The organism is Nonomuraea sp. ATR24 (assembly GCF_041950485.1).
Lineage (GTDB): Bacteria > Actinomycetota > Actinomycetes > Streptosporangiales > Streptosporangiaceae > Nonomuraea > Nonomuraea ceibae.
In genome coordinates this window covers 447996-473947 of record NZ_JBGNUU010000004.1, presented here as the reverse complement: position 1 = coordinate 473947, position 25952 = coordinate 447996, and the positions used below count along the sequence as shown (strand labels likewise).

The window sequence follows — 25952 nt, the reverse complement described above, 5'->3', positions numbered from 1 at the left end:
GTCAGCGGGGATTGACCGTGTAGATCGGGCTGAAATCGACGTCTTCGGCGATGTCGAGCAGCTTGCGCACCAGCTTGCCCCGGAAGTCGACCACCTGGACCGCGTCCCTGGCCTCGTTGTCCTGCTCCCAGCAGTAGAGGTGCTTCTCGTCGTACCAGCCGAGGACCTTGTCGCAGTCGGAGGTGAAGGCGCGCGAGCGCTTGCCCGTCTTGGAGTCCCACACGCAGTGGTCGCCGTCGCCGCCGCCGGGGCAGTTGGTGACGAACAGCGCGCCCGAGGGGGAGAACATGGCCGACGTGCCCGACGCGAGCTCGCCGATGCGGGGGACGTCGCGCAGCTTCCTGCCGGCGGCGTCGTAGAAGCGCAGGCCCTTGTTCTTGCCGCCGTAGACGTTGACCGCGCCCTGCTCCTCGCCGTCCCAGCCGAAGCCGGTCTCGCGGACCTGCCTGTCACGCACCAGCGACAGCTTGGGGAACCGGCCGGCGACGTCGACGACGGCGAAGCCGATGTAGTACCACTCGTCGCCGGTCTCCTCCTCGATGTTGAGCAGGATCTTGGTGCCGTCCTGGGACCACGACCGGATCGTGCTCTCCAGTGGCGCCTTCACCGTCGTGACCGTGGTCTTCTCGCCGGTCTTCTGGTCGATGATGTCGATGTAGTCGTAGTCGTCGGAGTTGAACTCCTTGCCGCGCGCCGCCAGGTAGCGGCCGTCGGGGGAGACCATCGACTCCTTGTTGCGCGGATATTTGGCGAATTTTCCGCGTAACGACTTTCTTGCGTAGTCCGTCCACTCCTTGCCCGACTCGTTGTAGACCTCGTACGAGGTGAGCGTGATCGCGTCGGACGGGTGCTCGTAGACCGTCGCCGAGGCGCCCGGCAGCGCCCTGGCCGTGCCCCTGGCCGGGACCGCCGTGACCGCCGTGCGCTCCGGTGTCGGCGGGTCGGTGGTCCGGGCGGAGCCGGACCGGCCGGGGGAGGGCGACTGCGTGGCGGCCACCGTGGCCCGGTCGAGCCGGATGATCGTCACGATGCCGGCCAGCAGCAGCAGCGCGCAGCCCAGCGTCACCCCCATGATCAGCGCCGTCCTGGACGAGCGGCGGCGCGGCTGCGGACGGCCGCTCGGATGGGTGACCGGCTGGTAGGGGCCCGGCGGCGCCCACGGCTGCGCATGCTGAGGGGCGGGAGCGGGGGAGGGGGCGTGGACCGGGCCGGCGGCCGAGGCCGCCGAGCCCTGCGCGAGGATGCCGGACCCCGGCGCCATCGGCCGCTGGAGCAGCCGCATGATCACCTGCTCGGCGGTGGGCCGCTGCGCCGGGTCCTTGCTCAGGCAGGCCAGCACGACCTCGCGCAGCGTGCCGTCGAGCTCGATGAGGTCGGGCGGCTGGTTGAGCACCCGGTTGATCACCGCGGGCATGGTGTCGCTGCCGAACGGGGCCCGCCCCGACGCGGCGTAGGCCATCGTGCCCGCCCACGAGAACATGTCGGCCGCCGGGCCCACCTGGTGTCCCAGGACCTGCTCCGGCGGCATGTAGGACGGCGTGCCGACCGGCATGTTGCTGATCGTCGAGGTCGCGTCGAGCGCCCGCGCGATGCCGAAGTCGATCACCCGCGGCCCGTCGGCGCCCAGGATGACGTTGGCCGGCTTGAAGTCGCGGTGCACGATCCCGGCCTGGTGGATCGCGGCCAGCGCGGTCGCGGTGCCGATGGCCAGCCGGTGCAGCGCCGACCCGGCGCGCGGCCCCTCCTGCTGGACGACCCGCTGGAGCGACGGGCCCTCGATGAACTCGCTGACGATGTAGGGCCTGTCGTGCTCGACGCCGGTGCCGAGGACCGCCGCGGTGCAGAACGGCGCCACCTGCTGGGCCACCTGGACCTCGCGCAGGAACCGCCCGACGCTCACCTCGTCGCCGGCGGACTCGGGGCGCAGCCACTTGACCGCGACCTGGGTGCCCGAGGGGTCCCTGGCCAGGAAGACCTCGCCCTGCCCGCCCTCGCCCAGACGGCCCAGCAGCTCCAGTCCGCCGATTCTGGGCGGGTCTCCGGCTCTGAGCGGCGCTATGTCTGGCATGAACGAATTCTGTCCCAGGTCAGGAGAGGGCAAAAACTACCCGCCGGTAGGTTCACCGAATATCCTTTCGCCATGCACCTGACGACCAGCGGCGGCACCCAGCGGATCACTGCCCCCTTCACCGGTGAGACCCTCGCCGAGCTGAGCCTGTCCGGCGCCGACGACGTGCGCGAGGCGTACCGGCGGGCCAGGGAGGCGCAGGCGGAGTGGGCCGCGCGGCCGGTCGCCGAGCGGGCGCGGCCGTTCCTGCTGCTGCATGACGCCCTGCTGGACCGGCGCGACGAGATCCTCGACCTGCTCCAGGACGAGACCGGCAAGGCCCGCAAGCACGCCTTCGAGGAGGTGCTCGACGTCGCCGGCTGCACGCTCTACTACGCGCGCCGCGCCGCCGGGCTGCTCGCGCCGCAGCGGCGCAAAGGCATCTTCCCCGTCGCGACGAGGGTCGCCGAGCTGCGCCGGCCCAAGGGCGTGGTCGCGCTGATCACCCCGTGGAACTACCCGCTGGCCCTCGGCGTCACCGACGCGGTGCCCGCGCTGCTGGCCGGCAACGCGCTGGTGCACAAGCCCGACACGCAGACCGCGCTGTCCACCCGGTGGGCCGTCGACCTGCTCGTGGAGCTCGGCATGCCGCGCGAGATCTGGCAGATCGTGCTCGGCGAGCCCGACGTCATCGGTGACGCGCTGTTCGACGGCGCCGACTACGTGGCCTTCACCGGCTCCACGCGCGGCGGCAGGAAGGTCGCCGAGGAGGCGGCCAAGCGGCTCATCGGCTGCTCGCTGGAGCTCGGCGGCAAGAACCCGATGGTGGTCCTCGACGACGCCGACCTGGACCAGGCCGTGCTGGGCGCGGTGCGGGCGAGCTTCGCCAACGCCGGGCAGTTCTGCATGTCGATCGAGCGGATCTACGTGCCCTCGTCCATGTTCGAGGCGTTCGCCTCCCGGTTCGCCCGGCAGGTCGGCAACCTGAAGGTGGGGCCGGGGCGCGACTGGTCGGTCCAGATGGGCTCGCTCACCTTCCGGCGGCAGCTCGACGCGGTCGCCGCGCACGTCGACGACGCGGTGGCGCGCGGCGCGACCGTGCTGGCCGGCGGCCGGGCCAGGCCCGACCTGGGACCGCTGTTCTACGAGCCGACCGTGCTGACCGGCGTCACCGAGGACATGGAGCTGTGCCGCAACGAGACGTTCGGCCCGGTGGTCGCGCTCTACCCGTACGACACCGAGGACCAGGCGGTCGAGCTGGCCAACGACACCGTCTACGGGCTGAACGCCGCCGTGTGGACCGGCGACCCGGCGCGCGGCCGCGCGTTCGCCGCCCGCCTCGACGCGGGCACGGTCAACATCAACGAGGGGTACGGGGCCGCGTACGCCTCCTATGACGCGCCGATGGGCGGGATGAAGGCGTCCGGCCTGGGACGCAGGCACGGGGCCGAGGGGCTGCTGCGCTACACCGAGGCGCAGACCGTGGCCTCGCAGGCGAGCTGGCTGGGGTTCGAGCCGCCGTTCGACCTGACGTACGAGAAGTGGTCCGAGGTGCTGGTGACGACGCTCAAGACGATGAAGCGGCTGCGGCTGAAGTGAGCCGCCTGAGTCACAGGGACTCGATCTCGTCCAGCAGCGCCACGAGCGCGCGGTCGTCCGTCGCCGGGGACATCACGGTGATCCTCAGGTGGCGGACGCCGTCCAGCTCGGTGGAGCTCAGGTGGAAGGATCCGCCGCGCATCAGCCGCTCCCGGATCGCCGCCTGGTCGCCGTCGCCGTGGCGGAAGCAGACGATGTTGCTATGCGGCTCGTACGGCGCCGTGAAGCCGGGCCGGTCGCGGGCCAGCTCCCAGAACCGGTGCGCGGTGTCGTACCGCCCGGCCACGTACTCGCCCAGGCCGCGCTCGCCGCGCCAGGCCAGGTTCAGGAAGATCTTCAGCCCGAGCTCGGCCTTGGTGCACTCGACCGTGCGGGTGATGAGGTCGAAGCCCTGGTCGCCGTAGAAGAGGTAGCTGGCCTCCTGCTTGAAGGCGGCGTCCAGATCGGCCTCGCGCCGCACGAGCACGGCGGCGGCCAGTGACGAGGTGCGCAGCATCTTGTGCGCGTCCCAGACGGCCGAGTCGGCCAGCTCGATCCCGTCGAGCAGGTGCGCGTGGCGGTCCGACAGCAGGGCCGAGGCGCCGTGCGCGGCGTCCACGTGGAACCAGACGCCGCGCTCGCGGCACCAGGCGCCGATGGCGCGCAGGTCGTCGTACAGGCCGGTGCCGGTGGCGCAGGCCGACGCGACCAGGGCCATCACCCTCTTCCCCGAGAGGTCGGGCAGCTTGGCGGGGTCGATCCGCCCCAGCGCGTCCGTCTCCAGCGGGACCAGCGCCCGCTGCCCCAGCCCGAGGATCGACGCCGCCCGCGCGATCGAGTAGTGCGCCGCCGGCGGGGCCAGGATCACCAGGTCGCCCGGCACGCCGTCGTCCCAGGCGTCCGGCACCGCCCGCGCCCGCGCCGCCAGCAGCGCGGTCAGGTTCGCCAGCGAGCCGCCGTGCGTCAGCACGCCGCCGCCCGCCGGGAAGCCCACCTTGCCCAGCATCCAGCGCAGCACCTCGAACTCCACCGTGGCCGCAGCCGCGCCCATCTCGTAGACGGCCATCGGGTTGTTCGTAGCGCCGTGCACGAAGTCGGCGAGCGCGGCCGGGAAGTCCGGCGAGGCGACCTGATGGGCGAGAAAGCCGGGATGGTGAAGCCTGGTGCCCTCCTCCAGGAACGTCCGCAGGAAGCCCCGGTAGGCGTCGGGCGTCAGGCCGCCCTTCGCGATCAGGTCCCGCAGGCCCAGCCGCTCGGCCAGCTCGCGTGGCGGCGTGCGCCGCAGCACCGGGGCCTCGCCCCGCTGGCTCACGTCGACGTACGCGGCCAGCTCGCCGACCGTGATGCCGGCTGCTTCGGTGAACTCCTCAATGTTCCACATATTTCGTGATATTGATGACTTCGTCGGTCTACGGCTAGCCTGACCGAATCGAAGGGCGGCATCCATGCAGAACGCCGAACTGGATACGGTCGATCTGGCGATCCTCGCCGAACTGCAGAGGGACGCGCGGCTGCCCAACAAGGATCTGGCCGCGCGGCTCGGCGTCGCGCCCTCCACCGCGCTCGAACGCGTTCGCTCGCTGCGCCGCCGGGGCATCATCACCGGGTTCCGCGCCTCGGTCGACACCGCCAGGCTCGGCCGCCCGCTCCAGGCGCTGCTCGCGCTGCGGGTGCGCCCGCACACCAGCCAGCTCGTGGACCCGTTGCGCTCGTTCGTGCTCGGCCTGCCGGAGACGATCACGCTCTTCCACGTGGCGGGCGCGGAGGACTTCCTGGTGCACGTGGCCGTGGCCGACGCCGACCACCTGCACCGGCTCTGCCTGGAACGGTTCCTGATCCGGCCGGAAATCGTCCACCTGCACACCACGCTGATCTTCAAGGCCGAGCATCAGCCGATCCAGCGGCCGTCCGATATGTAACATTCATCCCCATGACCCTCCGGATCACGACGCTGGCCGAGCGTCCCGAGTTCGCCGAGTCGCTGTGGAACATGGACAGCTCCTGGCAGGAGTTCGTGCTGAACGACCCCATCGCGGACCTCTACTACGGGATCTGCGTGCGCGCCTACCCGGACTACGTCCTGGTGGCCGACAGCGACGAGGAGCCGGGGCGGCTGGCGGCGCGGGGCTGCATGGTGCCGTTCGCGCTCGGCGAGTCCGCCGAGCTGCCCGACGACGGCTGGGACGGCGTGATCCGGCGCGCCTGGCTGGGCCGCGAGCGCGGCACGACGCCCACCCGGATCTCCGCCCTGGAGATCACCGTCCGCAGCGACCTGCTCGGCACCGGCCTGTCCCCGCGCATGGTCGCCGCCATGCGCAGGCACGCCGCCGAACGCGGCTTCACCGAGCTCGTCGCCCCCGTCCGGCCCAACCGGAAGCACCTCGAACCGCACACCCCCATGTCCGAGTACGCCTTCCGCACCCGCCCCGACGGCCTCCCGTACGACGCCTGGCTGCGTGTCCACGTACGCGCGGGCGGGAAGATCGTCAAGGTGGCGCCGCGCTCGATGGTCGTCCCGGGCACGCTCGCCGAGTGGCGCGGCTGGACCGGCCTGCCGTTCGACCGCACCGGCGCGATCGAGGTCCCCGGCGCGCTGAGCCCCGTCCACTGCGTCGTGGAGCAGGACTACGCCGTCTACGTCGAGCCGAACGTCTGGGTCAGCCACCCATTGGGGTGAGTCCCGTACGGTCGCGCAGGCGCTCCTCGAAGCCCCGGACGTCCAGGCCCTTGGCGGCGGCCCACCCGTCGTCATGAAACGTCGCCAGATGCCGCTCCTGGGCGTCGCCGAGCACCGACACCACCGTCCCGCTCTCGCCCCGCCCGCGCATCCGCTCCGCCAGCTCCAGCGCCGCCCACAGCGCCGTGCCCGACGACCCGCCCACCGGCAGCCCGGTCACCTCGCGGATGAGCCGCGCCGCCGCCACGCTCGCCGCGTCGGGCACCGGGATGACCAGGTCGACGAGGTCGGGCCGGAACCCCGGCTCGATCCTGGGCCGCCCGATCCCCTCGATCCGCGACGGCATCCCGGTGGCGTAGTCGGGCACGTCCAGCGTCCATCCGGGGAAATAGGCGGAGTTCTCCGGATCCGCCACGGCCACCCGGGGCCCCTCGCCCCCGGCGCTCTCCCGGCGCACACGGCCCAGCGTCGCCGACGTCGCTCCCGTCCCGGCCCCCACCACCACCCAGTCCGGACGTACCTGGGCGCACAGCTCGATGGCGAGGTCATGCTCGGCGGCCCGCCCGAACTGGTCGAGGAAGTGCCCCGGCACCTCCCGCGCCACGTCGTAGATCGCCGCGGGCGGCGACACGAACCGGCACTCCCCGCCGAGCTCCTCCACCGGCCGCGCCCGCTCCTCCGACCGCTTCCCCGGCATGATCACCACGTACGGCAGCGCGAGCCGCCGGGCGAACCACGCCTGCGCCACGGCGGCGTTCCCGCCCGTGGCCTCCACCACGGTCGTCCCCCGGGTGATCAGCCCGTCGAGCACCCCCTGCCGGAACAGCGCACGGGCATGCCGGTGCCGCAGGCTCCCGGTCGGCTGCGCGGACTCGTCCTTGAGCAGCAGGCGGACCCCCGGCGCCCCGGCGGGGAACTCGATCAGCGGTGTGGGCGGCCCCGCCTGCAACAGGTCGAGTGCCCGGACATCCCAGCTCACGTCCACCATGTGCCCCATCGGCGGATGTTCATCCGGCTTGTCCTCCCTTATCCTCCCGAGGCATGACCGAACTCCAGCCCAGACTCCGCGCGATCACCGATCTGATCATGGCCGAAGCCCGGGAGGCCGGCGGCAGGCACGAGTACGACGGCGCCGTCCAGGACCTGTCGCCCGAGGGCGTCCGAACCGGGCTGGCGCGCCTCGGCCAGGGCGACGCCCCCGCCGACCCGTACGACGCGCGGCACCTGGGCGTGTTCGAGGAGAGCCTGCGCGTCCAGCTCGGCGAGCTGGAGCTGCACCGCAAGAACCCGCTCGTCCACCTGTCCAACCTCGACCTCGCCTGCTACGACCGCGACTACGCCCCCGAGGCCGAACGCGCCGCCGCCAGGGCCGCCCACCTCGCGCTGTGGCCCGAGGCCGTCTCCCACGCGATCGCCTCCCTCGACCAGGTCAGCGCCCCCGTCGCGCGCTCCCTGCTCGGCGCCGTCAAGGGCCTGGCCGCCGGCGTCACCCACGAGGCCGCCCTGAAGGCCCACGCCGACCTCGTCGCGCACGTCGAGCGCGCCGCCGGGACCGGCGACCCCGACGCCGCGCTCGGCGGCCCCGCCCTGGCCCGCCTGATGGGCGCCGCCGAGGGCCTGGACGTGGACCTGGGCAAGCTCGCCGAACGCGCCGACGCCGAACGCGACAGGCTGCTCGCCCGGCTCGCCGACGCCTGCGCCCGCCTCGGCCAGGCCGACCGCCCGCCGCTCGACGTCGTACGCGAGCTCGTCAAGCAGCACCCCGACGCCGACGGCGTGATCGAGGCGGCCAGGATCGGCACCGAGAAGGCGATAGCGTTCACCCGCGAGAAGGACCTCGTGCCCTACCACGACGGCGAGTGCCTGGTCGGCCTCGCGCCCGAGTCGCGCCGGTGGGCGATGGCGATGATGTCGTGGAACGCCCCCGGCGAGCCCGCGGGCCCGTCCTGGTACCACATCACCCCGCCCGACCCGTCCTGGCCGGCCCGGGACGCGGAGGAGTGGCTGGAGGTCTTCAGCGACACCACGCTGCCCGCCATCAACGTGCACGAGGTCGCGCCCGGCCACTTCTCCCACGGCCTGGCCCTGCGCGCCGCCGGCTCCGACGTCAGGCGGCTGCTGCAGTCGCTGTCGTTCATCGAGGGCTGGGCCCACTACGCCGAGGAGCTCTGCGTCGAGGAGGGTTTCGAGGCCGAGGACCCGCGCTTCGAGATCGGCGTCTGGGTGGAGGCGCTCATCCGCGTCACCCGGCTCGCCTGCGCGATCGGCGTGCACACCGGCGCCATGACCGTGGAGGACGCAGCCGCGCGCTTCGAGGCCGACACCCACCTCGCCGGGCCCGCCGCGCTGTCGGAGGCCCGCCGCGCCTCGTTCGACCCGACCTACGGCCGCTACACCTGGGGCAAGCTGGTCATCCTCGACCTGCGCGAGCGGGCGCGGCAGGAGTGGGGCGCCGCCTTCACGCTGCAGCGCTTCCACAAGGCGATGTTCGATCTCGGCTCGCCGCCGCTGGGCCTCCTCGACGCCATTCTCTGAGGCCGGGGCCGATACACTGGGATTACCGCATTCGCCTTTGGGGGGTCTCTTTCGGTGTCTGAATTCGACACGGTACTGGTCGTCGACTTCGGCGCGCAGTACGCGCAGCTCATCGCGAGGCGGGTGCGCGAGTGCCACGTCTACTCCGAGGTCGTCCCGTCGACGATGCCGGTCGAGGAGATGCTGGCCAAGAGGCCCAAGGCCATCATCCTGTCCGGCGGCCCCTCCTCGGTCTACGCCGAGAACGCCCCCGCCGTCCCCCACGGCCTGTTCGACACCGGGGTGCCGACGTTCGGCATCTGCTACGGGTTCCAGGCCATGGCCCAGGCGCTCGGCGGCGAGGTGGCGCGCACCGGCGTGGCCGAGTACGGCGGCACCGCCCTCGACGTCCTCGACGAAGGCGTCATCTTCGCGGGCCTGCCGGCCACCCAGCAGGTCTGGATGTCCCACGGCGACAGCGTCGCGGCGGCCCCCGACGGCTTCGCCGTGACCGCCTCGACCAGCGAGACCCCGGTGGCCGCGTTCGAAAACCCCGAGCGCGGCCTCTACGGCGTCCAGTTCCACCCCGAGGTGCTCCACTCCGAGCACGGCCAGGCCGTGCTCAAGCACTTCCTCGACGCGGCGGGCTGCCGCCCCACCTGGACGATGCTCAACATCGTCGAAGACTCCGTCGAAGCCGTGCGCCGGCAGGTCGGCGACGGCCGCGCCATCTGCGCCCTGTCCGGCGGCGTCGACTCCGCCGTGGCCGCCGCGCTCGTCCAGCGCGCCATCGGCGACCGCCTCACCTGCGTCTTCGTCGACCACGGCCTGCTGCGCAAGGGCGAGGCCGAGCAGGTCGAGCGCGACTTCGTCGCCGCCACCGGCGTCAACCTGCGCGTCGTCGACGCCGCCGACCGCTTCCTCAAGGCCCTCGAAGGCGTCAGCGACCCCGAGGAGAAGCGCAAGATCATCGGCCGCGAGTTCATCCGCGTCTTCGAGGACGAGCAGCGCGCCATCATGGCCGACGGCCCCGTCGAATTCCTCGTCCAGGGCACCCTCTACCCCGACGTCGTCGAGTCCGGCGGCGGCACCGGCACCGCCAACATCAAGTCCCACCACAACGTCGGTGGCCTGCCGGAAGACCTCCAGTTCACGCTCGTCGAGCCGCTGCGCACCCTGTTCAAGGACGAGGTCCGCCGCGCCGGCGAAGAGCTCGGCCTGCCGGCCGCGATGGTCTGGCGCCAGCCGTTCCCCGGCCCCGGCCTCGCCATCCGCATCGTCGGCGAAGTCACCCGCGACCGCCTCGACCTGCTGCGCGAGGCCGACGCCATCGCCCGCGAGGAGCTGTCGCGCGCCGGGCTCGACCGGGAGATCTGGCAGTGCCCGGTCGTCCTGCTCGCCGACGTCCGCTCGGTCGGCGTCCAGGGCGACGGCCGCACCTACGGCCACCCGGTCGTCCTGCGACCGGTCACCTCCGAGGACGCGATGACCGCCGACTGGGCCCGGGTCCCGTACGACGTGCTGTCGCGCATCTCGACGCGCATCACCAACGAGGTCCGCGAGGTCAACCGGGTCGTCGTCGACGTGACCAGCAAGCCCCCGGGCACCATCGAGTGGGAGTAGCCACCTCCCCCTGAAAAGCCCGGTCTCCCGGGAGTCGGCAGGGCTCCCGGGGCTCGTCAGGTCGCCGGGGCGTTCACCGGAGTCGTTCCTCCAGGTGGACGGTGATGGTGTCGCCGGGCCCCTTGCCGAGCAGTTCGCGGAGGGCGGCCTTCACCGGCAGTTTGTGGGTGCCGTCGCCGAGGGCCATGAACGAGCTGCGGAACGGCTGCCCGTCGATGGTCCCGCGCACCTTGACGAGCCCGCGGGTGCCGAAGAACTCCGCTGACCCGGGCATCACCACGTACGTCCAGCCGCCCTCGTTCGGGCTCTTGAGCAGGGTGGCGGTGAATTCCTTGTCCAGGGTGGTCATCGGCCGGCCTCCTGTTCGACGATCTCGAGGCCGTTGCCGTCGGGGTCGCGCAGCGTGAACATGGCCGGGACGCCGGGCCAGCGCAGCAGTTCGCCCACGTCGGCGCCGTGCCCGGTCAGCTCCTGGTGCAGGACCGCGGCGTCGGGGGTGGTGAGCCGGATGCCGGTCTCGACGCCGGGGGCGCCGCCGGGCAGGAGCGCGATGGTGGTCGCGGAGCCGGGCGGGGCCACCTCGATCCATCGGCCGCCGAGCTGCTCGACCGGCGCGTCCAGGCGCTTGTCCAGCCCCAGGGTGCCGACGTAGAAGTCCAGTGCCCGGTCCTGGTCGCTGACGGGGACGCCTACGGTGTGTATGCCGGTGATGCTCATGCGGGGCCTCCTGGCGTTTGGATTCGTCGGGTATGACTCGCGTGCGGGACAGAACTCATCGCTCGCCGCTTCCTTCACAGCGAGATCATCCCCACATAAGAGGATCTTTCGCTCAGCCCCCGCGACCCTTATGCTGCAACTGACAAGAATCTTTACAATAACGTCACCTCACCGGATCACGGGGGACCCGCCATGACACCGGTCGTCGCAGTGCTGCATTCCGAAGACGTCGCCCTGGATTTCCTGTCCGTCCTGACCCGTCACGCCGCCGACGACGTCCACGTGCTGATCGGCACGCAGGCCGAGCACGTCGTCCTGCCGGGCGGAACCCCGCTCGCCGAACGGCTGGCGCTGCTCGCGCCGTACGTGGACCCGGGCCGCAACACCGCCCCGCTCCCCACTCCGGACACGGTCGCGGACCGGCTGCGCGAGCTGCCGGAGCCGCAGGTGTGGACGCATTCGCCCGCCGACCACCGGGCCCGCCGGGCCCGCTACGGCAGGAGCGTCGTCCAGGCCGCCGGGACCGCCGCCTGCGCGGTCGGCGACAACCCGCACCTCCAGCTCGTCGCCGAGCGCGCCGAGGCGCTGGACGGGGCCGAGGTCGCGGCCAAGGTCGGCTTCGTCGTCGCGCACGCCGGGGCGCTGCTCAACAGCCGGGTGCCCGACCGGCTCGTCACCACCGAACGGGTGCCCGCCGTCGAGCGGTTCGCCCGCCTGGAGCGGGAGCCGGCCGACCGGCTGTACGCGCTGACCGCCAGCCTGAGCGACGACGCCGCCCAGGTGACCGATCCGTGGGAGTTCGAGACCTCGGCGTACGAGGTCGCCCGGCTGGACGCGACCGCCGCGTGGGTCGCCCGCTGGTGGTTCCCTGGCGACGGCCCCCTGGTTGAAGTCGGGCCCTGCGAGGGAGCGCTCTCCCGGCGGCTGGCCGACAAGGGCTACACCGTGCACGCCGCCGAGCCGAACCCCGCCTTCCGCGCCCGCCTGGAGACCGTGCCGGGCGTCCTGGCCACGCCCGACGGCCTGGAGGAGCTGGCCAAGGCCGGCCCGTCCGGCGCGTACCTGCTGAGCGAGATGCTCTACTACGGCCAGGACCTCGACCTGCTGCACCGGCTGCCCACGGACCTGCTGCTGATCTCGCTGGCCGCCGAGCGGCTCAACGACACCGTGTGGCCGTGGGTGCGCGAGCAGTCGGAGTGGACCGTCGCCGAACGCTGCGAGCTGGCCGCGCCCGCGCTGGAGTTCGTCTGCGACGGCCGCGCCTACCTGCGCAAACGCGGCAGCCGCGGGCTGGTCCTGACGCGGGGCGGGAGGCGGGCATGAGCTTCCGGACGCTGGTGGTCTCCCCGCACTTCGACGACGCCGCGCTGTCCGTCGCGGGCGTGCTGGCCACGCTGCCGCGACCGGCCGCGATCGTCACCGTTTTCGGCGGACCGGCCGCCGAGGAGGGCGACGACCGGGGCCCGTCGGCGTGGGACCGGCTGTGCGGGTTCACCTCGACGGGCGAGGCCGTACGCGAGCGCCGCGCGGAGGACGCCCGCGCCTGCGCGGCGCTCGGCGTGGAGCAGATCGCGCTCGACCACCCCGACGCGCCCGCCGCGGGGACGTGGCTGGACGGCCTGGAGGACTGCCTGGCCGCGCACGCCGGGCCCACCACCCAGGTCCTGCTGCCGATGGGGATCGGCAACAGCGCCCACCTCCAGGTCCGCGACCAGGCGCTGAAGACGCTGGCGAGCACCGGCGGCCCGGCCCCGTGGATCTACGCAGACCTGCCGTACGCGTCGATCGTGCGCGAGTGGGGCACCGGGGCGGCGTCGCGGGCGCTCACCGAGCACCCGCGCGCCGGCGCGCCGCTGCGCGCGCTGGAGTCGATCAGCCCGCACCGGGCCGAGCGGCTGGACGCGCAGGCGTGGGGCGCCAAACGGCGGGCCGTGCTCTGCTACGCCTCCCAGCTCGCGCCCCTGGCCAGCGAGTTCGGCGACATCCTGGCGGTGCCGGGCCCGCTCAACCACGAGCTGGTCTGGACCCTCAGCCCGACCGGCTGAACACGGCGACTCCCGGGACCGGACGGCCCCGGGAGTCAAGGTGAGACCGGTCAGAAGTCCGTCGTCACCGCCGCGCCCGAGAACGCCTTGGCCCCGTACAGGCTGACGTAGTGGTAGCCGGGCGCCGGGTTGACGACCGTCAGCGTGTGCGCGTTGCCCGCGCCCGTCGCCCGCTGCGTGTAGGACGACGTGGTGGCCCAGGAGCTGCCGCTGTAGTACAGGTCCGCGTCACCGGTGCCGCCCGACGAGGTCAGGGTCAGCCTCGCCGTGCCCGCCGGCACGTACAGGTACAGATAGGCGTAGTTCCCCGCGGACGCCGACAGGCCGCTGCGCCGGCAGTCCTGGCCGAGCTGCCTCGGGTCCGTGCCGGTGCACTCCGCCGCCGCCGTGACCGTGACCTGCTTGCTCGTGGTGTCGGTGCGGCCGCCCTCGCCGGTGACCGTCAGGCTGACCGTGTACGTGCCCGCCGAGGCGTACGTGTGGGACGGGTTGGCCGACGTGGCCGAGCCGCCGTCGCCGAAGTCCCAGCGCCGGGCGGTGATCGTCCCGGTCGAGGTGTCGGTGAACGACGCCGTCAGCCCGCTCGCCACGTACGTGAACCCCGCCGACGGCGTCGAGCCGCCGTTGCCGAGCGAGCCCAGCCAGGTGTTCCAGTCAGCGTCGTACCGGCTGCCGATCGTGCTGGTCAGGAACGTCCGCGCGGTGCTCCACGCGCCCGTCCGGTACGAGCCCAGCACGGTGGCCACGTCGGCCGGATGCCGCTCGAACATGTAGCGGACGGCCAGGTAGCCCCACCGGTACACGCGGGTCGAATCGTGCGAATAGGTGGTGTTCCACAGCGTCGACAGCCCGTACGTGCGCTTGGCCGCCTCCGCGATCGCCGCGTCGTAGGCCAGGTTCCGGTACGAGTACGACACGTACTCGGCGAAGCCCTCGATCCACCAGATCGTCGGCGTGCTGACCCCGGCCGAGAAGTCGCCGTGCATGTTGAAGCGGCCGTCGAGGTAGTGGGTGTACTCGTGGTTGAGGTTCCAGATCTGGAAGTCGGGGCGCAGCCACTCGGCCTCGTAGGCGATGAACCGCGGCTGGTTGCCCGTCGCCGACGGGTCGCCCTCCAGGTACATGCCGCCGTTGTCGGTGTCGATGCCGAACATCGCACCCGCGTACGTCTGGTAGTCGGCGCTGGAGTCGAACACCACGACCTCCAGCGTGGTGTTGCGGTCACCGGCGACCGGGCCGTTGTCGCGCGCCACGTCGTGGAAGAACGCGTCCTGCCCGGCCAGGCTGGAGCAGCTGCCGTCGAGCTGCGCGGAGGTCATCTGCTGGGCGCGGATCCTGATGCTGGGGCTGCAGGCGTGGGTGACGGGCAGCACCTCGGCCGCCAGCCGCTCCTGCAGGTTGCAGACGCCGTAGTAGGAGCAGTTCGGCCCGTCGTAGAAGTCGGCCATCTCGGCGACGCCGACCCACAGGGGAGCGGTGGCGCCGGTGATGGAGCTGCGCGTGAGCAGGTCGCGCGCCAGCGGCCGGACCGTGGCCCGCAGGTCGGCGTGCTGGAGGAACCGGGCCAGCTCGCGGCCCGCGTTCGAGGTCAGGTAGCCGTTGTCGGTGCCGAGCAGCGCCAGGTGGCGCGTCGCGAACGAGGTCAGCGTGTCGAGCACCCCGCGATCCGCCCGCACCGCCGCGACGAACGCCGGGAGCTGGTGCCCACGGAACAGCACGGTGTAGACGCTGTTGACCGCGTTCAGCATCGACCACGACCCGTCGTACGAGCTGTCGTAGTCGTTGAGCAGGCGCTCGACCACGTACAGGTAGCGGTCGTTCTCGGCGGCGCTGTCGATCAGCGTGACCGCCTCCGACAGCACGTCGCCGTTGGCGTCGCTGACCGTGCCCGATCGGGGGTTGCCGAAGAACGCGTCCAGACCGGCCTGGATGGCGGTCTTCAGCGTCTGGCCGTACGCGCCGACGTCGCCGGGGTAGTACCACTGGACGTAGTAGCCGGCCCGCAGGTAGAGCACGAGCTGGGCGGTGGCGGTGCTGTTGTCGCCGGGGTAGCTCGCGCCGCTGTCGCGCAGCGCGTACGCGACGCTGACCATCTGCGACTCGCGGAAGGCCAGGTTCGCGTCCCGGCCCGTCAGGCTGAACAGGGTGCCGACGCACTCGGTGGTGGACGCCTTGATCTGCTGGACGAGCGCGCTGCCGGTACGGCTGGTGAAGTCGCTCACCGAGCAAGCGGCGGCCTTGGCGGTCCTGGCGTCGGGCGCGGCGGGTTCGTCGTAGTCGCGCCGCAGCGCGTCCTTGGAGGCGGGGAGCGGGGCCCGGTCCTTGAGGGCCAGAGGCTCCTTGCGTACGTGGTCGTCGATCGTGGCCGCGGCAGCGGTCGCGGCGGGCGGCGGCTCGGCCGCGGCGGGTGGCGGCTCGGCCGCGGCCGGAGCCGCGACCGCGAAGGGCACGAGCAGGGCGGTTAACAGGAGCAGCTTGCGCACACGAACCTCCGGGGGGTATCCGCATGGATGCGAGGTCGGTCCGAGTGTGAAAGTCATCGGTCGAAGTGGGTCATACACCCGGGCATAAGTGTTGCGTATGCCCTAATTTCTGGTCATGGACCTCGACCTCAGGCACCTCCGGATGGTCTGTGCGATCGCCGAGACGGGCAGCGTGACCCGAGCCGCCGCCCGCCTCGGCCTGTCGCAGCCCGCCATGACCAATCAGCTCAGGAAGGTCGAGGAGAGCGTCGGGGGAGAGCTCTTCGTCCGCAGCCACGCCGGTGTCGAGCCGACGCCGCTGGGCCGCCAGGTCATCGCGCGGGCCAGAATCGTCCTGTCCGAAATCGACGCGCTCTTCGGCGACCTGCGCGACACCGGCGCCGCCACCGCCGGGCTCCAGCTCGGCTGCGTCCACCTGGCCTGCGTAGGCAGCGTCGTGGACCGGGTCACCGAGGCGCTGCCCGGCCGGCCCATCTCGCTGCGGATCGAGCCGTCCGCCGTCCTGCTCGCCGACGCCCTGGCCCACGGCAAGCTCGACGCCGCGCTCATGGGCATGATCGAGGGCTTCGACGTGCCGCTGACCGCGCCCGTCGTCACCCGGACGCTCGTCCCGCGCTACCCGATCTTCGTCGCGCTGTCGGCGGAGCACCCGCTGGCCTCGCAGCCTGAGATCGACCTCGCCGACCTCAGGAACGAGCGCTGGATCAGCCCGCCCGGCGCCGACGACGGCTCGCTGGCCGCGCTGCGCGCCTCCTGCCGCGCCGCCGGGTTCGAGCCCGACGTCCGCTACGACGCCCCCAGCGGCGCGGGCCGCCCCCTGGTCGCGGCCGGGCACGGCATCCGTCTGGTCGACCCCACCTGGCCCGAGCCCGAAGGTACGGTCGTCCGCCCGCTGGCCGGTGAGCCCCAGGTCGCCCGCCTCATCCTGGCCTGGCGCCGCGACCGGCTCAGCGCCACCGCTGCGGCCGCCGTCTACCGGGGCCTGGCCCGCGCCTTCGAGGATCACGTGGAGGACAATCCGGCCTTCACCCGCTGGTGGCGCACCCACCCGGAAGTTCATCCCCTCCTCTGACCGATCCCACCAAGACGAGACGTACCGTCTCACCAAGGTGGTAGCCTGACCCCATGCCCGAGTCCAAGAAGCCGAACCCCGCCCGCCGCAGCGAGCGCTCCCGGCAGGCGATCCTCCAGGCCGCCCGCGAGCTGATCTCCGAGCTGGGCTACGCCAAGGTCTCGATCGAGGCCATCGCGGCGCGGGCGGGCGTCGGCAAGCAGACCATCTACCGCTGGTGGCCGTCGAAGGGCGCCGTGGTCTTCGACTCCTTCCTGGCCCTCAGCCAGGACCCGGCCGGCGAGAACATGGCGCTGCCCGACACCGGCGACCTGGCGGCCGATCTCAAGCTCGTCATGCGGGCCACGGTCGCCGAGCTGGCCGACCCCGCCTTCGACGCGCCGATCCGGGCGCTCAACCAGGAGATCATCGGCGACCCCGGCCTCGCCGCCCAGTATCGGGAGAAACTCGCCCACCCCGTGGACGAGATCAAGAAGGAACGGCTCCGCAGCGCCCAGCGGGCCGGCCAGCTCGATGCCGACGCCGACCTCGACCTGGTGCTGGAGATCCTCTACGCCCCCCTGTATCACCGCTGGCTGCACCGCTCCGGCCCGCTGACGGACGACTACGCCGACGCCCTCGTCGAGGCCACGCTGCGCGCCTTCGCCCCGGGTCAGGACGGGTAGCTGGCGCCCGGCTCCGGCTTCTTGCCGCGCAGCAGCGCCGGCACCGTGACCAGGTGGTAGCCGCGCTTCTTCAGCTCCTTGACGATCCCCGGCATGGCCTTGACCGTCGCCGGGACCGTGTCGTGCATGAGGATCACGCCGTCGCGCCTGGCCAGCCGGAGCACCGCGGCCTTGATCTTCCTGGCGTCGCGCAGGTCCCAGTCGAGGGTGGTGCCGGTCCACATCACCTGCGCCAGGTCGTGCTGGGAGGCCAGGTGGAGCACCCGGTCGTCGGTGTGCCCGTAGGGCGGCCGGAACATCGACGGCGCCCGGCCGGTGGCCTTCTCGATGGCCTCCTGGGTGGCGCCGAGCTCGTCGAGGACGTCGTCGTCGAACAGCGTCGGCAGCGACGGGTGCGAGTAGGTGTGGTTGCCGATCGCGTGACCCTCTCGGGCGGTGCGCCTGGCGATGGCCGGACGCTCCTCCACCTTGTTGCCGACCAGGAAGAACGTGGCCTTGACCCGTTCCTTCTTGAGCAGGTCGAGCAGGGCCGGCGTGGTCTTGCCGGGCCCGTCGTCGAACGTGAGCGCCAGGCACTTGACCCTGGCACAGTCGATCTTCGCCTGTGAGGCGCCGGCGGGGGCGCCGGAGACCAGCAAGGAGACGGAGAGCAAGCCCTGGATCAGCACATGCTCCACTGTATCGCCGGGATCATCCGCCCAGCCGGGCCCGTAGGAACAGTGTTACGCCTTTGCATGATTTGACCGGTAGGTACCGTTCTGCGATCACGACCGCCGACAGCCCCGCGTTCACCAGGAACGGCAGCTTGCGCAGGTCGCTGCCCGTCGAGCCGCGCCGGTGCCGGGCGACCAGCGGGCGCAGCAGCACGTTCCAGCTCCACACCCGCTCCACCCGCAGCCCCGCCTTCTCCACGACGGTGGTCAGCGAGGCGCGGTCGTAGCGGCGCAGGTGCCCGACGGCGTCGTCGTGCTCCGACCACAGCGACATGTCGCACGGCACCGCGATCAGCGCGTGCCCGCCCGGCCGCAGCACCCGCGCCATCTGCTCGGTGACCAGGTAGTCCTCCTCGACGTGTTCGAGCACGTCGAACGCCGTCACCAGGTCGACGCTGGCCGACTCCACCGGAGGCCACCGGGCGTCGGCGACCATCGCCCGCAGCCCGCGCTGCCTGGCGACCTCCACGGCCTCCTCCGAGCAGTCGGCCGCGGTCGCGTCCCAGCCCTGCTCCACGAGCACGCGCGTGTTGCCGCCGCCCGCCGCGCCCAGGTCGAGCGCCCGCCCGGGACGGCCGTGGCGGGCCAGCCGCCGCAGCTCGGCGCGCAGGATCGCCCGCCGCTCCCGGTACCACCAGTGGGTCTGCTCCAGCGCGACGAGCTGCCGGATCTCGGTGACGTCCACAATGCATCAACTCCGTGTGCGGGCGAAAACCCAGCGGTCGAGGGCGATGAAACGCAACAGGGTGAGCACGCCGTAGGTGGCGACGACCGCGGCGACCTCGAACAGCCGCCCCGCCGCCGGGGCCAGCCCCACCACCACCGCGGTGGTGACGGCGTAGTTCGACAGGAACACCGCCGCCGCCCGCAGATGCATCCCGGTACGCTTGCCGCCCCGCCTGCCGAACGTCCAGCGGCGATTGGCCTCGGTGTTGACCACCCCGGTGAGCACGAGCGCCGCCAGGTTGCACAGCGCGGGCTCCAGCACCTCCCTGAGCGGCAGGTAGAGCAGCGCGTACAGGACCGAGGTGAACACCCCGACGGCGGCGAACTTGACCAGCTTGGCCACCTTCGGCTCGGCCACCACGGCGTCCGGATGGACGGGGGCCAGCTCGGAGGGCCCGGCCACGTCGACGGTGGCCCGCCCGGTGGACATCGACCAGGTCAGCCGGGCCAGCCCCTTCAGGTCGGCCACGGCCGTGCGGACCACCCGGACCCGCGAGTCCAGGTCCTCCACCCAGTCGACCGGCACCTCGTGCACGCGCAGCCCGTTGTGCTCGGCGAGCAGGAGCAGCTCGGTGTCGAAGAACCAGGCGTCGTCCTCGACCCGGTCCATCAGCGGCCTGATCACGTCGGCCCGCGCCGCCTTGAACCCGCACTGCGCGTCGCTGAACCGGGCCCCGAAGCCGACCCGCAGCAGCGCGTTGTAACCGCGCGAGATCACCTCCCGCTTGACCGAGCGGCGGGTGCGGGCGGTGTGCGCGAGCCGGGTGCCGATGGCGATCTCGGAGTGGCCGCTGGCCAGCGACGCCACCATCGGGAACAGCGCGCCGAGCCCGGTGGACAGGTCCACGTCCATGTACGCGACGATGTCGGCCGGGCTGTCACGCCAGGCCGCCTTCAGCGCCGCGCCCCGCCCGGCGATCTCCAGCCGCCTGGCGTGCACCCGGCTGTGCCCCGAGGCGAGCGCCTGGGCGATCTGCCAGGTGGCGTCGGTGCTGCCGTTGTCCACGATCGTGATGCGCCACGGCATCGGGAAGGAGTCGTCCAGGAACGCGGTGAGCGTGCGCACGCAGCCGGGCAGCGCGCGTTCCTCGTTGTAGACGGGAATGACGATGTCGACGGTCGCGAGCCGGGCGGGCGCGTCGACGACGGTGCCTGCGCGCAAGCGCGTGTCCATGGGTTCCCCTCGTCGCTGGTCCTGGGGAAAATGGTGGGCGGGCGGAACGGGCCGGGCCGGTTGATTTCCGCGCACCGGGCACGGACCAGGCCAGGTCTTTACCCGCCGATCACCTCATAGACCGCGCAGTCCCCCTTGTGGAAGCGCAACCGGGCGAACCTCCCGACATCCGGCGACTCCCGGACCCCCTCCACGAACAGCCACCTGACCCCGTATTTCTGGGCCAACCGCCCGATGGTGTGTTCCGAGGGCGTCTGGAAGGCCGCGTCGTTCACCGCCAGCCGCAACGGATCGGCGAACCCGATCCGCAGATAGGACTCCCTCGTCTCGGGCGCCCGCCGGAGCGTGCTCATCGCGTACGCCCACCCCTCGACCAGCACCCGCCGCTCGCTGTAGCCCGACACCCAGTAGTGCCTGGCGTCGCAGTGCCGCCGCACGGTCGGCCGGCAGTGCAGGTTGGTGGCCACCACGTCGCCCGGCCCGGAGTGGTCGCGCAGCCACCGCGCCGCCTCCATGCCCCCTTCGGGCATCATCTGCCGGAACTGCCCGCCCGGCCCGACCTGCCGCACCGCCTTCACGGCCGCCGCCGGCACCGTGTAGCCGCACGCCAGCGCCGCCACCACCACCGCCGCGACCGGCCTGCGCCACACCGCCACCGCCGCCCCGGCGACGACCAGCACACCCCCCAGCACCAGGTACGGCAGCGCGACGTCGGCGAGCCGCAGGTCCCGCGCCGGAATCTCGACGCCGAGCGTCTCCGCCACCAGCACCGCCAGCCCCGCCCCGGCGGCCAGCGCGCCCGCCGCGACCCGCCACGCCCCGGGGAAGGCCCGCAGCAGCGCCCCGGCCCCCGCGACCGCCAGGATCGCCAGGTAGGGCTTCGCGCTGGTCAGGAAGTAGAGCTGGGAGGCGGCCGGATGCCCGAACACCAGCACGGCCCCCACCCCGGCGGCCCCGATGCCGCCGAGCAACAACACCCCCGGGTCCCACCCCCGCCACAGCGCGAGCCCCGCGATGCCCGACCACACGCACGCCAGCGCGCCCACGTGGAGTCCCGCGAGCGCCAGCGCCGGCCCCACGGGGAGCTGCGCCATCTCCGGGTCGCTCAGCTCGGCCGCCGCCCGCCACAGCCGCAGCATCGTGTCGAACGGCGTCACCGTCATGCCCTGGGTCCCGTGCGCGAACAGCACGAACTGCGCCACCAGCAGCCCGCCCACGGCCAGCCCCGCGGCGGCCAGCGCGGGCCGGTGCACCCGCCGGTCCACCAGCAGCCGCACCCCCAGCACTACCACCAGCCCGGCCACCAGCAGCGGCAGGTAGGTCGCCTTGGCCCCGGTGAGCGCGAGCAGCAGCACCCCCACGACCAGCCACCGCCCGCGCCCGTCGCGCAGGTAGGCGATCAGCGCGAGCACCACCGGCGCGAACAGCAACGCCCCGAACGTCTGCGTGGGGCTCAGCCAGGCGCTGAACGGCGACATCGCCGGGAACAGCTCCACGCTCCCGGCCGGCAGCGCCGGCGAGCAGGCCAGGCAGGCGGCCACCACGGACGCCACCCCCGCCCAGGCCCGCCCGGCCAGCCGCCACCCGGTCACCCCGAGCAGCACCATCGTCGCCGCCAGCATGGGCAGCACGCTCAGCCGGTAGAGCAGCGTCTGCGGCTCGATCCCGGTCAGCCAGCTCGTCGCGGCCATCTCCGCGTAGACGAACCAGTGGTAGGACAGCGGCTCACCCAGCACCGACGGGAACTGCGGCGGCACGTGATGCCGGACCTCGCCGAGAAGCGCCAGGTGGTAGTGCATGTCGACGTAGGGGCCGGCGTTGCCCGGCCAGGTCAGCCCGTGCACCGCGTAGAACTGCCGGGCACTCCAGGCGAGCAGGTAGCCGACGACGCCCGACATGGCCCACGCCCACCACAGCGGCACCCGTACGCCCGAGCCGCGCCAGTGGCGCCGCAGCTTCGGCACGGCCAGGAACGCCACGACGGTCAGCACCGGCCAGGCGGCCACCGCGAGCGGCGCCCCGAGCGCCCGCGCCGGCAGGTAGACCAGCACCTCGATCGCGTAGCCGAGAGCCAGCCCGGCGGCCAGGTCGGCGGGCAGCGACCCGCCCCCGGGCCCCAGCGCCCGCCAGAGCAGCATCCCGGGCAGCATCACCCCGAGCCCGACGTAGCCGGCGAAAGCGCCGAGGTCCTGCGGCGGCACGCCGTGGCGCCACAGCACCACCACGGCGGCCACGGCCACCAGCACCGCCGGCACCCACCCGTAGCCACGCCGCGCCCGCGCGGCAGGCAGCACCGGCACCCTGGACAGCGCGACCGTCATGGCGCCCTCAGTCCCCTCAGCCTCCTCAGCCCTTGAACCCGCTGGTCAGGCCGACACCATGACCAGCCGGGTGAACTCGGCGGCCAGATCGACGCCGTCCCACACCCGGTGGAAGCTCAGCGCGTCACCGAACGGCACCATCCGGTCGACCCCGCGCCCGGCCAGCACCTGGGCCAGCTCCATCAGCTCGTCCCTGGCGAACCCGAAGTGCGTCATCGTCTGGTCGCGCCGCCCCACCAGCGGCACCAGCTCGGTCAGCGTGCCGAGCCTGGCGTGGGCGAACGTGCCGGTGCCGAGCCAGCGGCGGGGGGCGGCCACGGCGGTCGACAGCGTGACGTTGGCCAGCGCGTTGCCGTGGAAGTCGATCGTCCCGGCCGACCCGTCGGCGGCCATGCCGTAGGTGGCGACCCGCTTCTCCACGGCCATCGCCGCGTCGACCGCCCAGCCCCGCTGGGAGACGGCCTGCGACAGGTGGGCGGTGAAGTCGGCGCGGGCGGCGTCGGACTCGTCGCGCGGCCCCACCCAGAAGACGGTCCGCGGCGAGGAGCAGGCGGCCTGGTCGAACCAGTAGGAGTCGTTGACGAACCCCTCGGCCATCGCCACCCGGGTGGCGGGCGGCGCGGCCAGCCAGGCCGACGAGCGCACGGCCGCGAACGACGAGCGGTCGGGGAAGGTCAGGTCGCGCGCGTGCGGGGCCAGCGGATGCTTGCGGATCTCGTCGACGGTCCGGTCGCCGCCCCAGATGACCCGCAGGTCACAGCCCGAGGAGAGCGCGGCGGTGATGGAGTCGGAGCGGTCGTAGCAGACGATCCGCTGGGTCGCGGCCACCACCGGGTCGGCCCCGTCGAGCGACTCCAGCAGCGTTTCGACGATGGTCGAGGCGACCGTGCCGGCCCGGGGCGACAGGCGCACCACGTTGCGGTTGCCCATCAGCGCCGACAGCGCCCACGAGTAGACGAAGACGGTGTCGACGTTGGCGGGCGGGATGTGGAACACCAGGCCGCGCGGCACCCGTACGTGATCGCCGCGCAGGCCCTCGACGGTGCGCAGCAGCTCGCTGCGGCGCAGGAAGAAGCCGAGCGAGCCCAGCTCGGGATGGCGGCGCGACAGCGTGGGCCGCAGCAGGCGGCGGCCGAACCCGGTGAGGAAGTCGCGCACCCGCTCGTCGCCCACGGCCAGGCCGCCGCCCGCGGTGATCTGGTCGAGCAGGGTGCCGACCGGGACCGGCGGGCCGTCGGGGAACCTCACGTCGAGCATTACGCGGCCGCCTGCCCGTAGGTGTCGCTGCACCCGCGCGCCTCGGCCCGGGGCAGCCGGCCCAGCACCGAGAAGCGCTTGCCGGGCCACACGCCGTCGTCGACGCCGTGGACCACGCCCAGGTCCTCGGTCAGCAGCACGTGGCCGGGATAGGAGGTCGGCAGCGTGCTCACCACCTCGATCAGCCCCGGCACCCCCGGCGGCGCCTCCTGCCAGGTGTCGGGGTCGCGGATCACCACGTCGGCGAAGTCGGGGCAGTAGAGGCCGCCGCCGTCGGGGCCTTCGAGGAAGACCGTGCCGATCTGCTCGACCATGCCGTAGAAGTTGTGGACACGGCGCAGCCCGCACTCCTCGGCCAGGCGCCTGCGGAACTCCTGGTTGTCGACCGACTGCTCGGCCAGCTTCTTCCAGCCGCCGGAGTGGACGAGCACGCCCTGCGACAGGTCCATGCCCAGCTCGCGCAGGTGGAGCCAGGCCAGGTAGGTGAAGCCGAAGATCAGGTAGGGCTCGGCGCCGTGCCTGGCCAGGAAGCCCTTGACCGCCTCGGCGTCGAGCTCGCCCCGCTCGTCGAGGGCGAAGGTGTGGTCCCGGCCGAAGTTCATCATGCCGAGGACGCCCGCGCCCCGGGCGCTCAGCGCCGGGTCGCGCACCACCGCGCGGCTGTCGACGATCAGCATGGGCAGCCGCCGCTCGCCCAGCACCGCCCGCAGCGTCGCCGCGAGCATGCGCGGCTGAGCCGCGGCGGCCTCCCGGTCGAGGTAGACGCGGCTGGGCCGCTGCCCGGTCGTGCCGCTGGAGGTGAGCACCCGAAACACCTGGTCCTCGGGAACGCTGCGCAGCTCGTGGGTCTTGAACAGCCGCACCGGCAGCCACGGCAGCGCCGCCACCCGGTCGTAGGGTGGCCTGGCGCCGATCGCGTCGAGGATGCGCCGGTAAGGAGGGCAGGCCAGGCGGTGCCGCTCGGTGAGCGCGGTCAGCTCGGGCAGCAGCGCGGCCTCACGCTCGGCTGCCGACAGGGTGAAGACGGTCACGTCCGGGCCTCCAGGGCGCGGTAGTCGATCTTGCCGGTGGTGAGCAGCGGCAACCGGTCGACGCCGCGCACGTCGAAGCCGCTCCAGTGCAGCCGCAGCTCGGTGCCGAGCCGCCGGGCCAGCGTCGAGCAGCCCTTGGCGTCGACGCCCTCGGCCCACACCGTGACCCGGTCGTCGCCGCCGGTGGCCGCGATCGGGCCGCAGTCGCGCAGCAGCCGCTCCACGTCGTCGAGGTTGACCCGCACGCCGAAGATCTTGGCGATGCGCTTGACCCGGCCGGTGAGGTGCAGGAACCCCTCCTCGTCGAGGTGGCCCAGGTCACCGGTGCGCAGCACGCCGCCCAGCTCGTCGCCCTTGGCCAGGTCGGCGGCCTCGTCGGCATAGCCCATCATCACGTTGGGGCCGTGGTAGACGACCTCGCCGTCGACGATCTCCAGCCGGCCGCCGGGCACCGCGACCCCCGCCGAGCCCGGCTTGCCGGCCAGCCGGTCGGGGGGCAGCACCGCGATCCGGGCCGTCGCCTCGGTCTGGCCGTACATCACGTAGAGGGTCGTGGGCAGGGCGGCGAACTCGGTGACCAGGTCGGGCCTGAGCCGGCCGCCCGCCTGGGTGAGCGTGGTGAGCGACGGGTGGTCGGCGGGGTCGAAGCGGAGCCTGCGCAGCATCTCGTACTGGTAGGGCACCGCGGCCAGCGAGGTGCAGCGGTGCTCGTCGAGCGAGGCCCAGAAGGAGCGTTCGAGCAGCCCGGCGTCGGTGAGCAGGACGCTCGCGCCGGCCACCAGGTGGCTGTTGAGCACCGACAGGCCGTAGCTGTAGTGCAGCGGCAGGCTGGTGGGCGCGATCTCGGCGGGCCCGATGGCCAGCGCCTCGGCGATGGCCCGCGCGTTGGCGAGCACGGCGGCGCGCGAGAGCCGCACCAGCTTGGGGCTGCCGGTCGAGCCGGAGGTCGCCAGCAGCACGGCCAGGTCGGGATGGGTCGGGCTGCCCGCGCTGCGTGCCGTCGCGCCGTGCGGCGCGTGGGCGAAGCCGAGCAGGGCGGCGGGCTTGAACCGGCCCGCGAGCTCGGCCAGCGCGGCGGCGGGCAGGTCGGGGTCGAGCAGCGCCACCGCCCGCCGGGCCCGCCAGGCGGCCAGGTAGCGCACCACCGAGGGCAGGTCGTTGCGCATGCCGCAGAAGATCGGACCGGCCGGCAGCCCGTCCAGGGTGGCGGCGGCGCGCTCGACGCGGGTGGCGAGGGCGTCGCCGCCGAGACCGCCCGGCTCCTCGTCGGAGACGAGCCGCGCGCCCGGGTGCGGGAGATCAACCATGA

Annotated in this window: 22 protein-coding genes; 9 read left to right on the top strand and 13 right to left on the bottom strand. The window is 72.8% G+C overall.

Features of this window, described 5'->3' with window-relative positions; all coding sequences use genetic code 11:
• Window position 1 precedes the first annotated feature (1 nt).
• Window positions 2-2068 carry a serine/threonine-protein kinase gene (locus tag ACBI99_RS13170; RefSeq protein WP_219500538.1) on the bottom strand — a complete coding sequence of 689 codons (2067 nt, stop codon included), beginning with the start codon at window positions 2066-2068 and terminating at the stop codon, window positions 2-4.
• Window positions 2069-2140: 72 nt separating this feature from the next.
• Here ACBI99_RS13170 and ACBI99_RS13165 point away from each other — a divergent pair, with 72 nt between their 5' ends.
• Complete coding sequence (locus ACBI99_RS13165; RefSeq protein ID WP_357591353.1) at window positions 2141-3646, top strand: succinic semialdehyde dehydrogenase; 1506 nt, start codon at window positions 2141-2143, stop codon at window positions 3644-3646.
• A 10-nt stretch (window positions 3647-3656) separates the two neighbouring features.
• Here ACBI99_RS13165 and ACBI99_RS13160 read toward each other — a convergent pair whose 3' ends face one another.
• Window positions 3657-5006 carry a pyridoxal phosphate-dependent decarboxylase family protein gene (locus ACBI99_RS13160; protein WP_375072388.1) on the bottom strand — a complete coding sequence of 450 codons (1350 nt, stop codon included), beginning with the start codon at window positions 5004-5006 and terminating at the stop codon, window positions 3657-3659.
• 64 nt (window positions 5007-5070) lie between these two features.
• Here ACBI99_RS13160 and ACBI99_RS13155 point away from each other — a divergent pair, with 64 nt between their 5' ends.
• Window positions 5071-5544 (top strand): Lrp/AsnC family transcriptional regulator, encoded by a 474-nt coding sequence (locus tag ACBI99_RS13155; protein WP_219500543.1) that lies wholly within the window; start codon window positions 5071-5073, stop codon window positions 5542-5544.
• A gap of 11 nt (window positions 5545-5555) precedes the next feature.
• A complete protein-coding gene (locus tag ACBI99_RS13150; RefSeq protein ID WP_219500545.1) occupies window positions 5556-6302 on the top strand; it encodes an N-acetyltransferase in 747 nt (248 codons plus the stop codon).
• Here ACBI99_RS13150 and ACBI99_RS13145 read toward each other — a convergent pair.
• Window positions 6283-7299, bottom strand: a complete 1017-nt coding sequence (locus ACBI99_RS13145; RefSeq protein ID WP_246643998.1) for a PLP-dependent cysteine synthase family protein — start codon at window positions 7297-7299, stop codon at window positions 6283-6285. The genes ACBI99_RS13150 and ACBI99_RS13145 overlap by 20 nt on opposite strands.
• A 44-nt stretch (window positions 7300-7343) precedes the next feature.
• On the opposite strand from ACBI99_RS13145, the gene ACBI99_RS13140 reads away from it, so the two are divergent.
• Both ACBI99_RS13140 and guaA read left to right on the top strand, forming a co-directional pair.
• A complete protein-coding gene (locus ACBI99_RS13140; protein WP_357591345.1) occupies window positions 7344-8837 on the top strand; it encodes a DUF885 family protein in 1494 nt (497 codons plus the stop codon).
• Between the two features lie 54 nt (window positions 8838-8891).
• Window positions 8892-10439 (top strand): glutamine-hydrolyzing GMP synthase, encoded by a 1548-nt coding sequence (gene guaA / locus ACBI99_RS13135; protein WP_219500549.1) that lies wholly within the window; start codon window positions 8892-8894, stop codon window positions 10437-10439.
• 73 nt (window positions 10440-10512) lie between these two features.
• Here guaA and ACBI99_RS13130 read toward each other — a convergent pair whose 3' ends face one another.
• Both ACBI99_RS13130 and ACBI99_RS13125 read right to left on the bottom strand, forming a co-directional pair.
• Window positions 10513-10788 (bottom strand): DUF1905 domain-containing protein, encoded by a 276-nt coding sequence (locus ACBI99_RS13130; protein ID WP_219500551.1) that lies wholly within the window; start codon window positions 10786-10788, stop codon window positions 10513-10515.
• Window positions 10785-11156: a VOC family protein gene (locus ACBI99_RS13125; protein ID WP_375072387.1), complete on the bottom strand. Its 372-nt coding sequence runs from the start codon at window positions 11154-11156 to the stop codon at window positions 10785-10787. Before ACBI99_RS13125 ends, ACBI99_RS13130 begins: the two co-directional genes overlap by 4 nt.
• Before the next feature lie 192 nt (window positions 11157-11348).
• Between ACBI99_RS13125 and ACBI99_RS13120 the strand changes: the two genes are divergently transcribed.
• Together ACBI99_RS13120 and ACBI99_RS13115 are read left to right on the top strand one after the other, a co-directional pair.
• On the top strand, window positions 11349-12479 hold the full coding sequence (locus ACBI99_RS13120) for a hypothetical protein (protein WP_219500555.1): 1131 nt from the start codon (window positions 11349-11351) through the stop codon (window positions 12477-12479).
• Complete coding sequence (locus ACBI99_RS13115; protein WP_357591337.1) at window positions 12476-13201, top strand: PIG-L family deacetylase; 726 nt, start codon at window positions 12476-12478, stop codon at window positions 13199-13201. The genes ACBI99_RS13120 and ACBI99_RS13115 overlap by 4 nt, the downstream gene beginning before the upstream one ends.
• A gap of 50 nt (window positions 13202-13251) precedes the next feature.
• On the opposite strand, the gene ACBI99_RS13110 is transcribed toward ACBI99_RS13115, so the two are convergent.
• On the bottom strand, window positions 13252-15684 hold the full coding sequence (locus ACBI99_RS13110) for a collagenase (RefSeq protein WP_375072386.1): 2433 nt from the start codon (window positions 15682-15684) through the stop codon (window positions 13252-13254).
• A gap of 115 nt (window positions 15685-15799) precedes the next feature.
• On the opposite strand from ACBI99_RS13110, the gene ACBI99_RS13105 reads away from it, so the two are divergent.
• Together ACBI99_RS13105 and ACBI99_RS13100 are read left to right on the top strand one after the other, a co-directional pair.
• A complete protein-coding gene (locus tag ACBI99_RS13105; RefSeq protein ID WP_357591333.1) occupies window positions 15800-16756 on the top strand; it encodes a LysR family transcriptional regulator in 957 nt (318 codons plus the stop codon).
• A 53-nt stretch (window positions 16757-16809) separates the two neighbouring features.
• Window positions 16810-17421, top strand: coding sequence for a TetR/AcrR family transcriptional regulator (locus ACBI99_RS13100; RefSeq protein ID WP_219500563.1), 612 nt, complete (start codon window positions 16810-16812; stop codon window positions 17419-17421).
• Here ACBI99_RS13100 and ACBI99_RS13095 read toward each other — a convergent pair.
• The 7 genes from ACBI99_RS13095 to ACBI99_RS13065 form a co-directional block, all read right to left on the bottom strand.
• The gene (locus ACBI99_RS13095; protein ID WP_357591332.1) at window positions 17409-18089 is read right to left on the bottom strand and encodes a polysaccharide deacetylase family protein; all 681 of its coding nucleotides are present in this window, start codon (window positions 18087-18089) and stop codon (window positions 17409-17411) included. The two genes, ACBI99_RS13100 and ACBI99_RS13095, sit on opposite strands and share 13 nt — an antisense overlap.
• A gap of 22 nt (window positions 18090-18111) precedes the next feature.
• Window positions 18112-18819: a class I SAM-dependent methyltransferase gene (locus ACBI99_RS13090; protein ID WP_357591330.1), complete on the bottom strand. Its 708-nt coding sequence runs from the start codon at window positions 18817-18819 to the stop codon at window positions 18112-18114.
• 6 nt (window positions 18820-18825) lie between these two features.
• Complete coding sequence (locus ACBI99_RS13085; protein WP_375072385.1) at window positions 18826-20034, bottom strand: glycosyltransferase; 1209 nt, start codon at window positions 20032-20034, stop codon at window positions 18826-18828.
• Window positions 20035-20132: 98 nt separating this feature from the next.
• A complete protein-coding gene (locus ACBI99_RS13080) occupies window positions 20133-22355 on the bottom strand; it encodes a hypothetical protein (protein ID WP_375072384.1) in 2223 nt (740 codons plus the stop codon).
• Between the two features lie 45 nt (window positions 22356-22400).
• Window positions 22401-23612: an acyl-CoA reductase gene (locus ACBI99_RS13075; RefSeq protein WP_357591324.1), complete on the bottom strand. Its 1212-nt coding sequence runs from the start codon at window positions 23610-23612 to the stop codon at window positions 22401-22403.
• Window positions 23612-24643 (bottom strand): acyl-protein synthetase, encoded by a 1032-nt coding sequence (locus ACBI99_RS13070; protein WP_364173621.1) that lies wholly within the window; start codon window positions 24641-24643, stop codon window positions 23612-23614. Before ACBI99_RS13070 ends, ACBI99_RS13075 begins: the two co-directional genes overlap by 1 nt.
• On the bottom strand, window positions 24640-25950 hold the full coding sequence (locus tag ACBI99_RS13065; RefSeq protein WP_219500574.1) for an AMP-binding protein: 1311 nt from the start codon (window positions 25948-25950) through the stop codon (window positions 24640-24642). Before ACBI99_RS13065 ends, ACBI99_RS13070 begins: the two co-directional genes overlap by 4 nt.
• Window positions 25951-25952 lie beyond the last annotated feature (2 nt).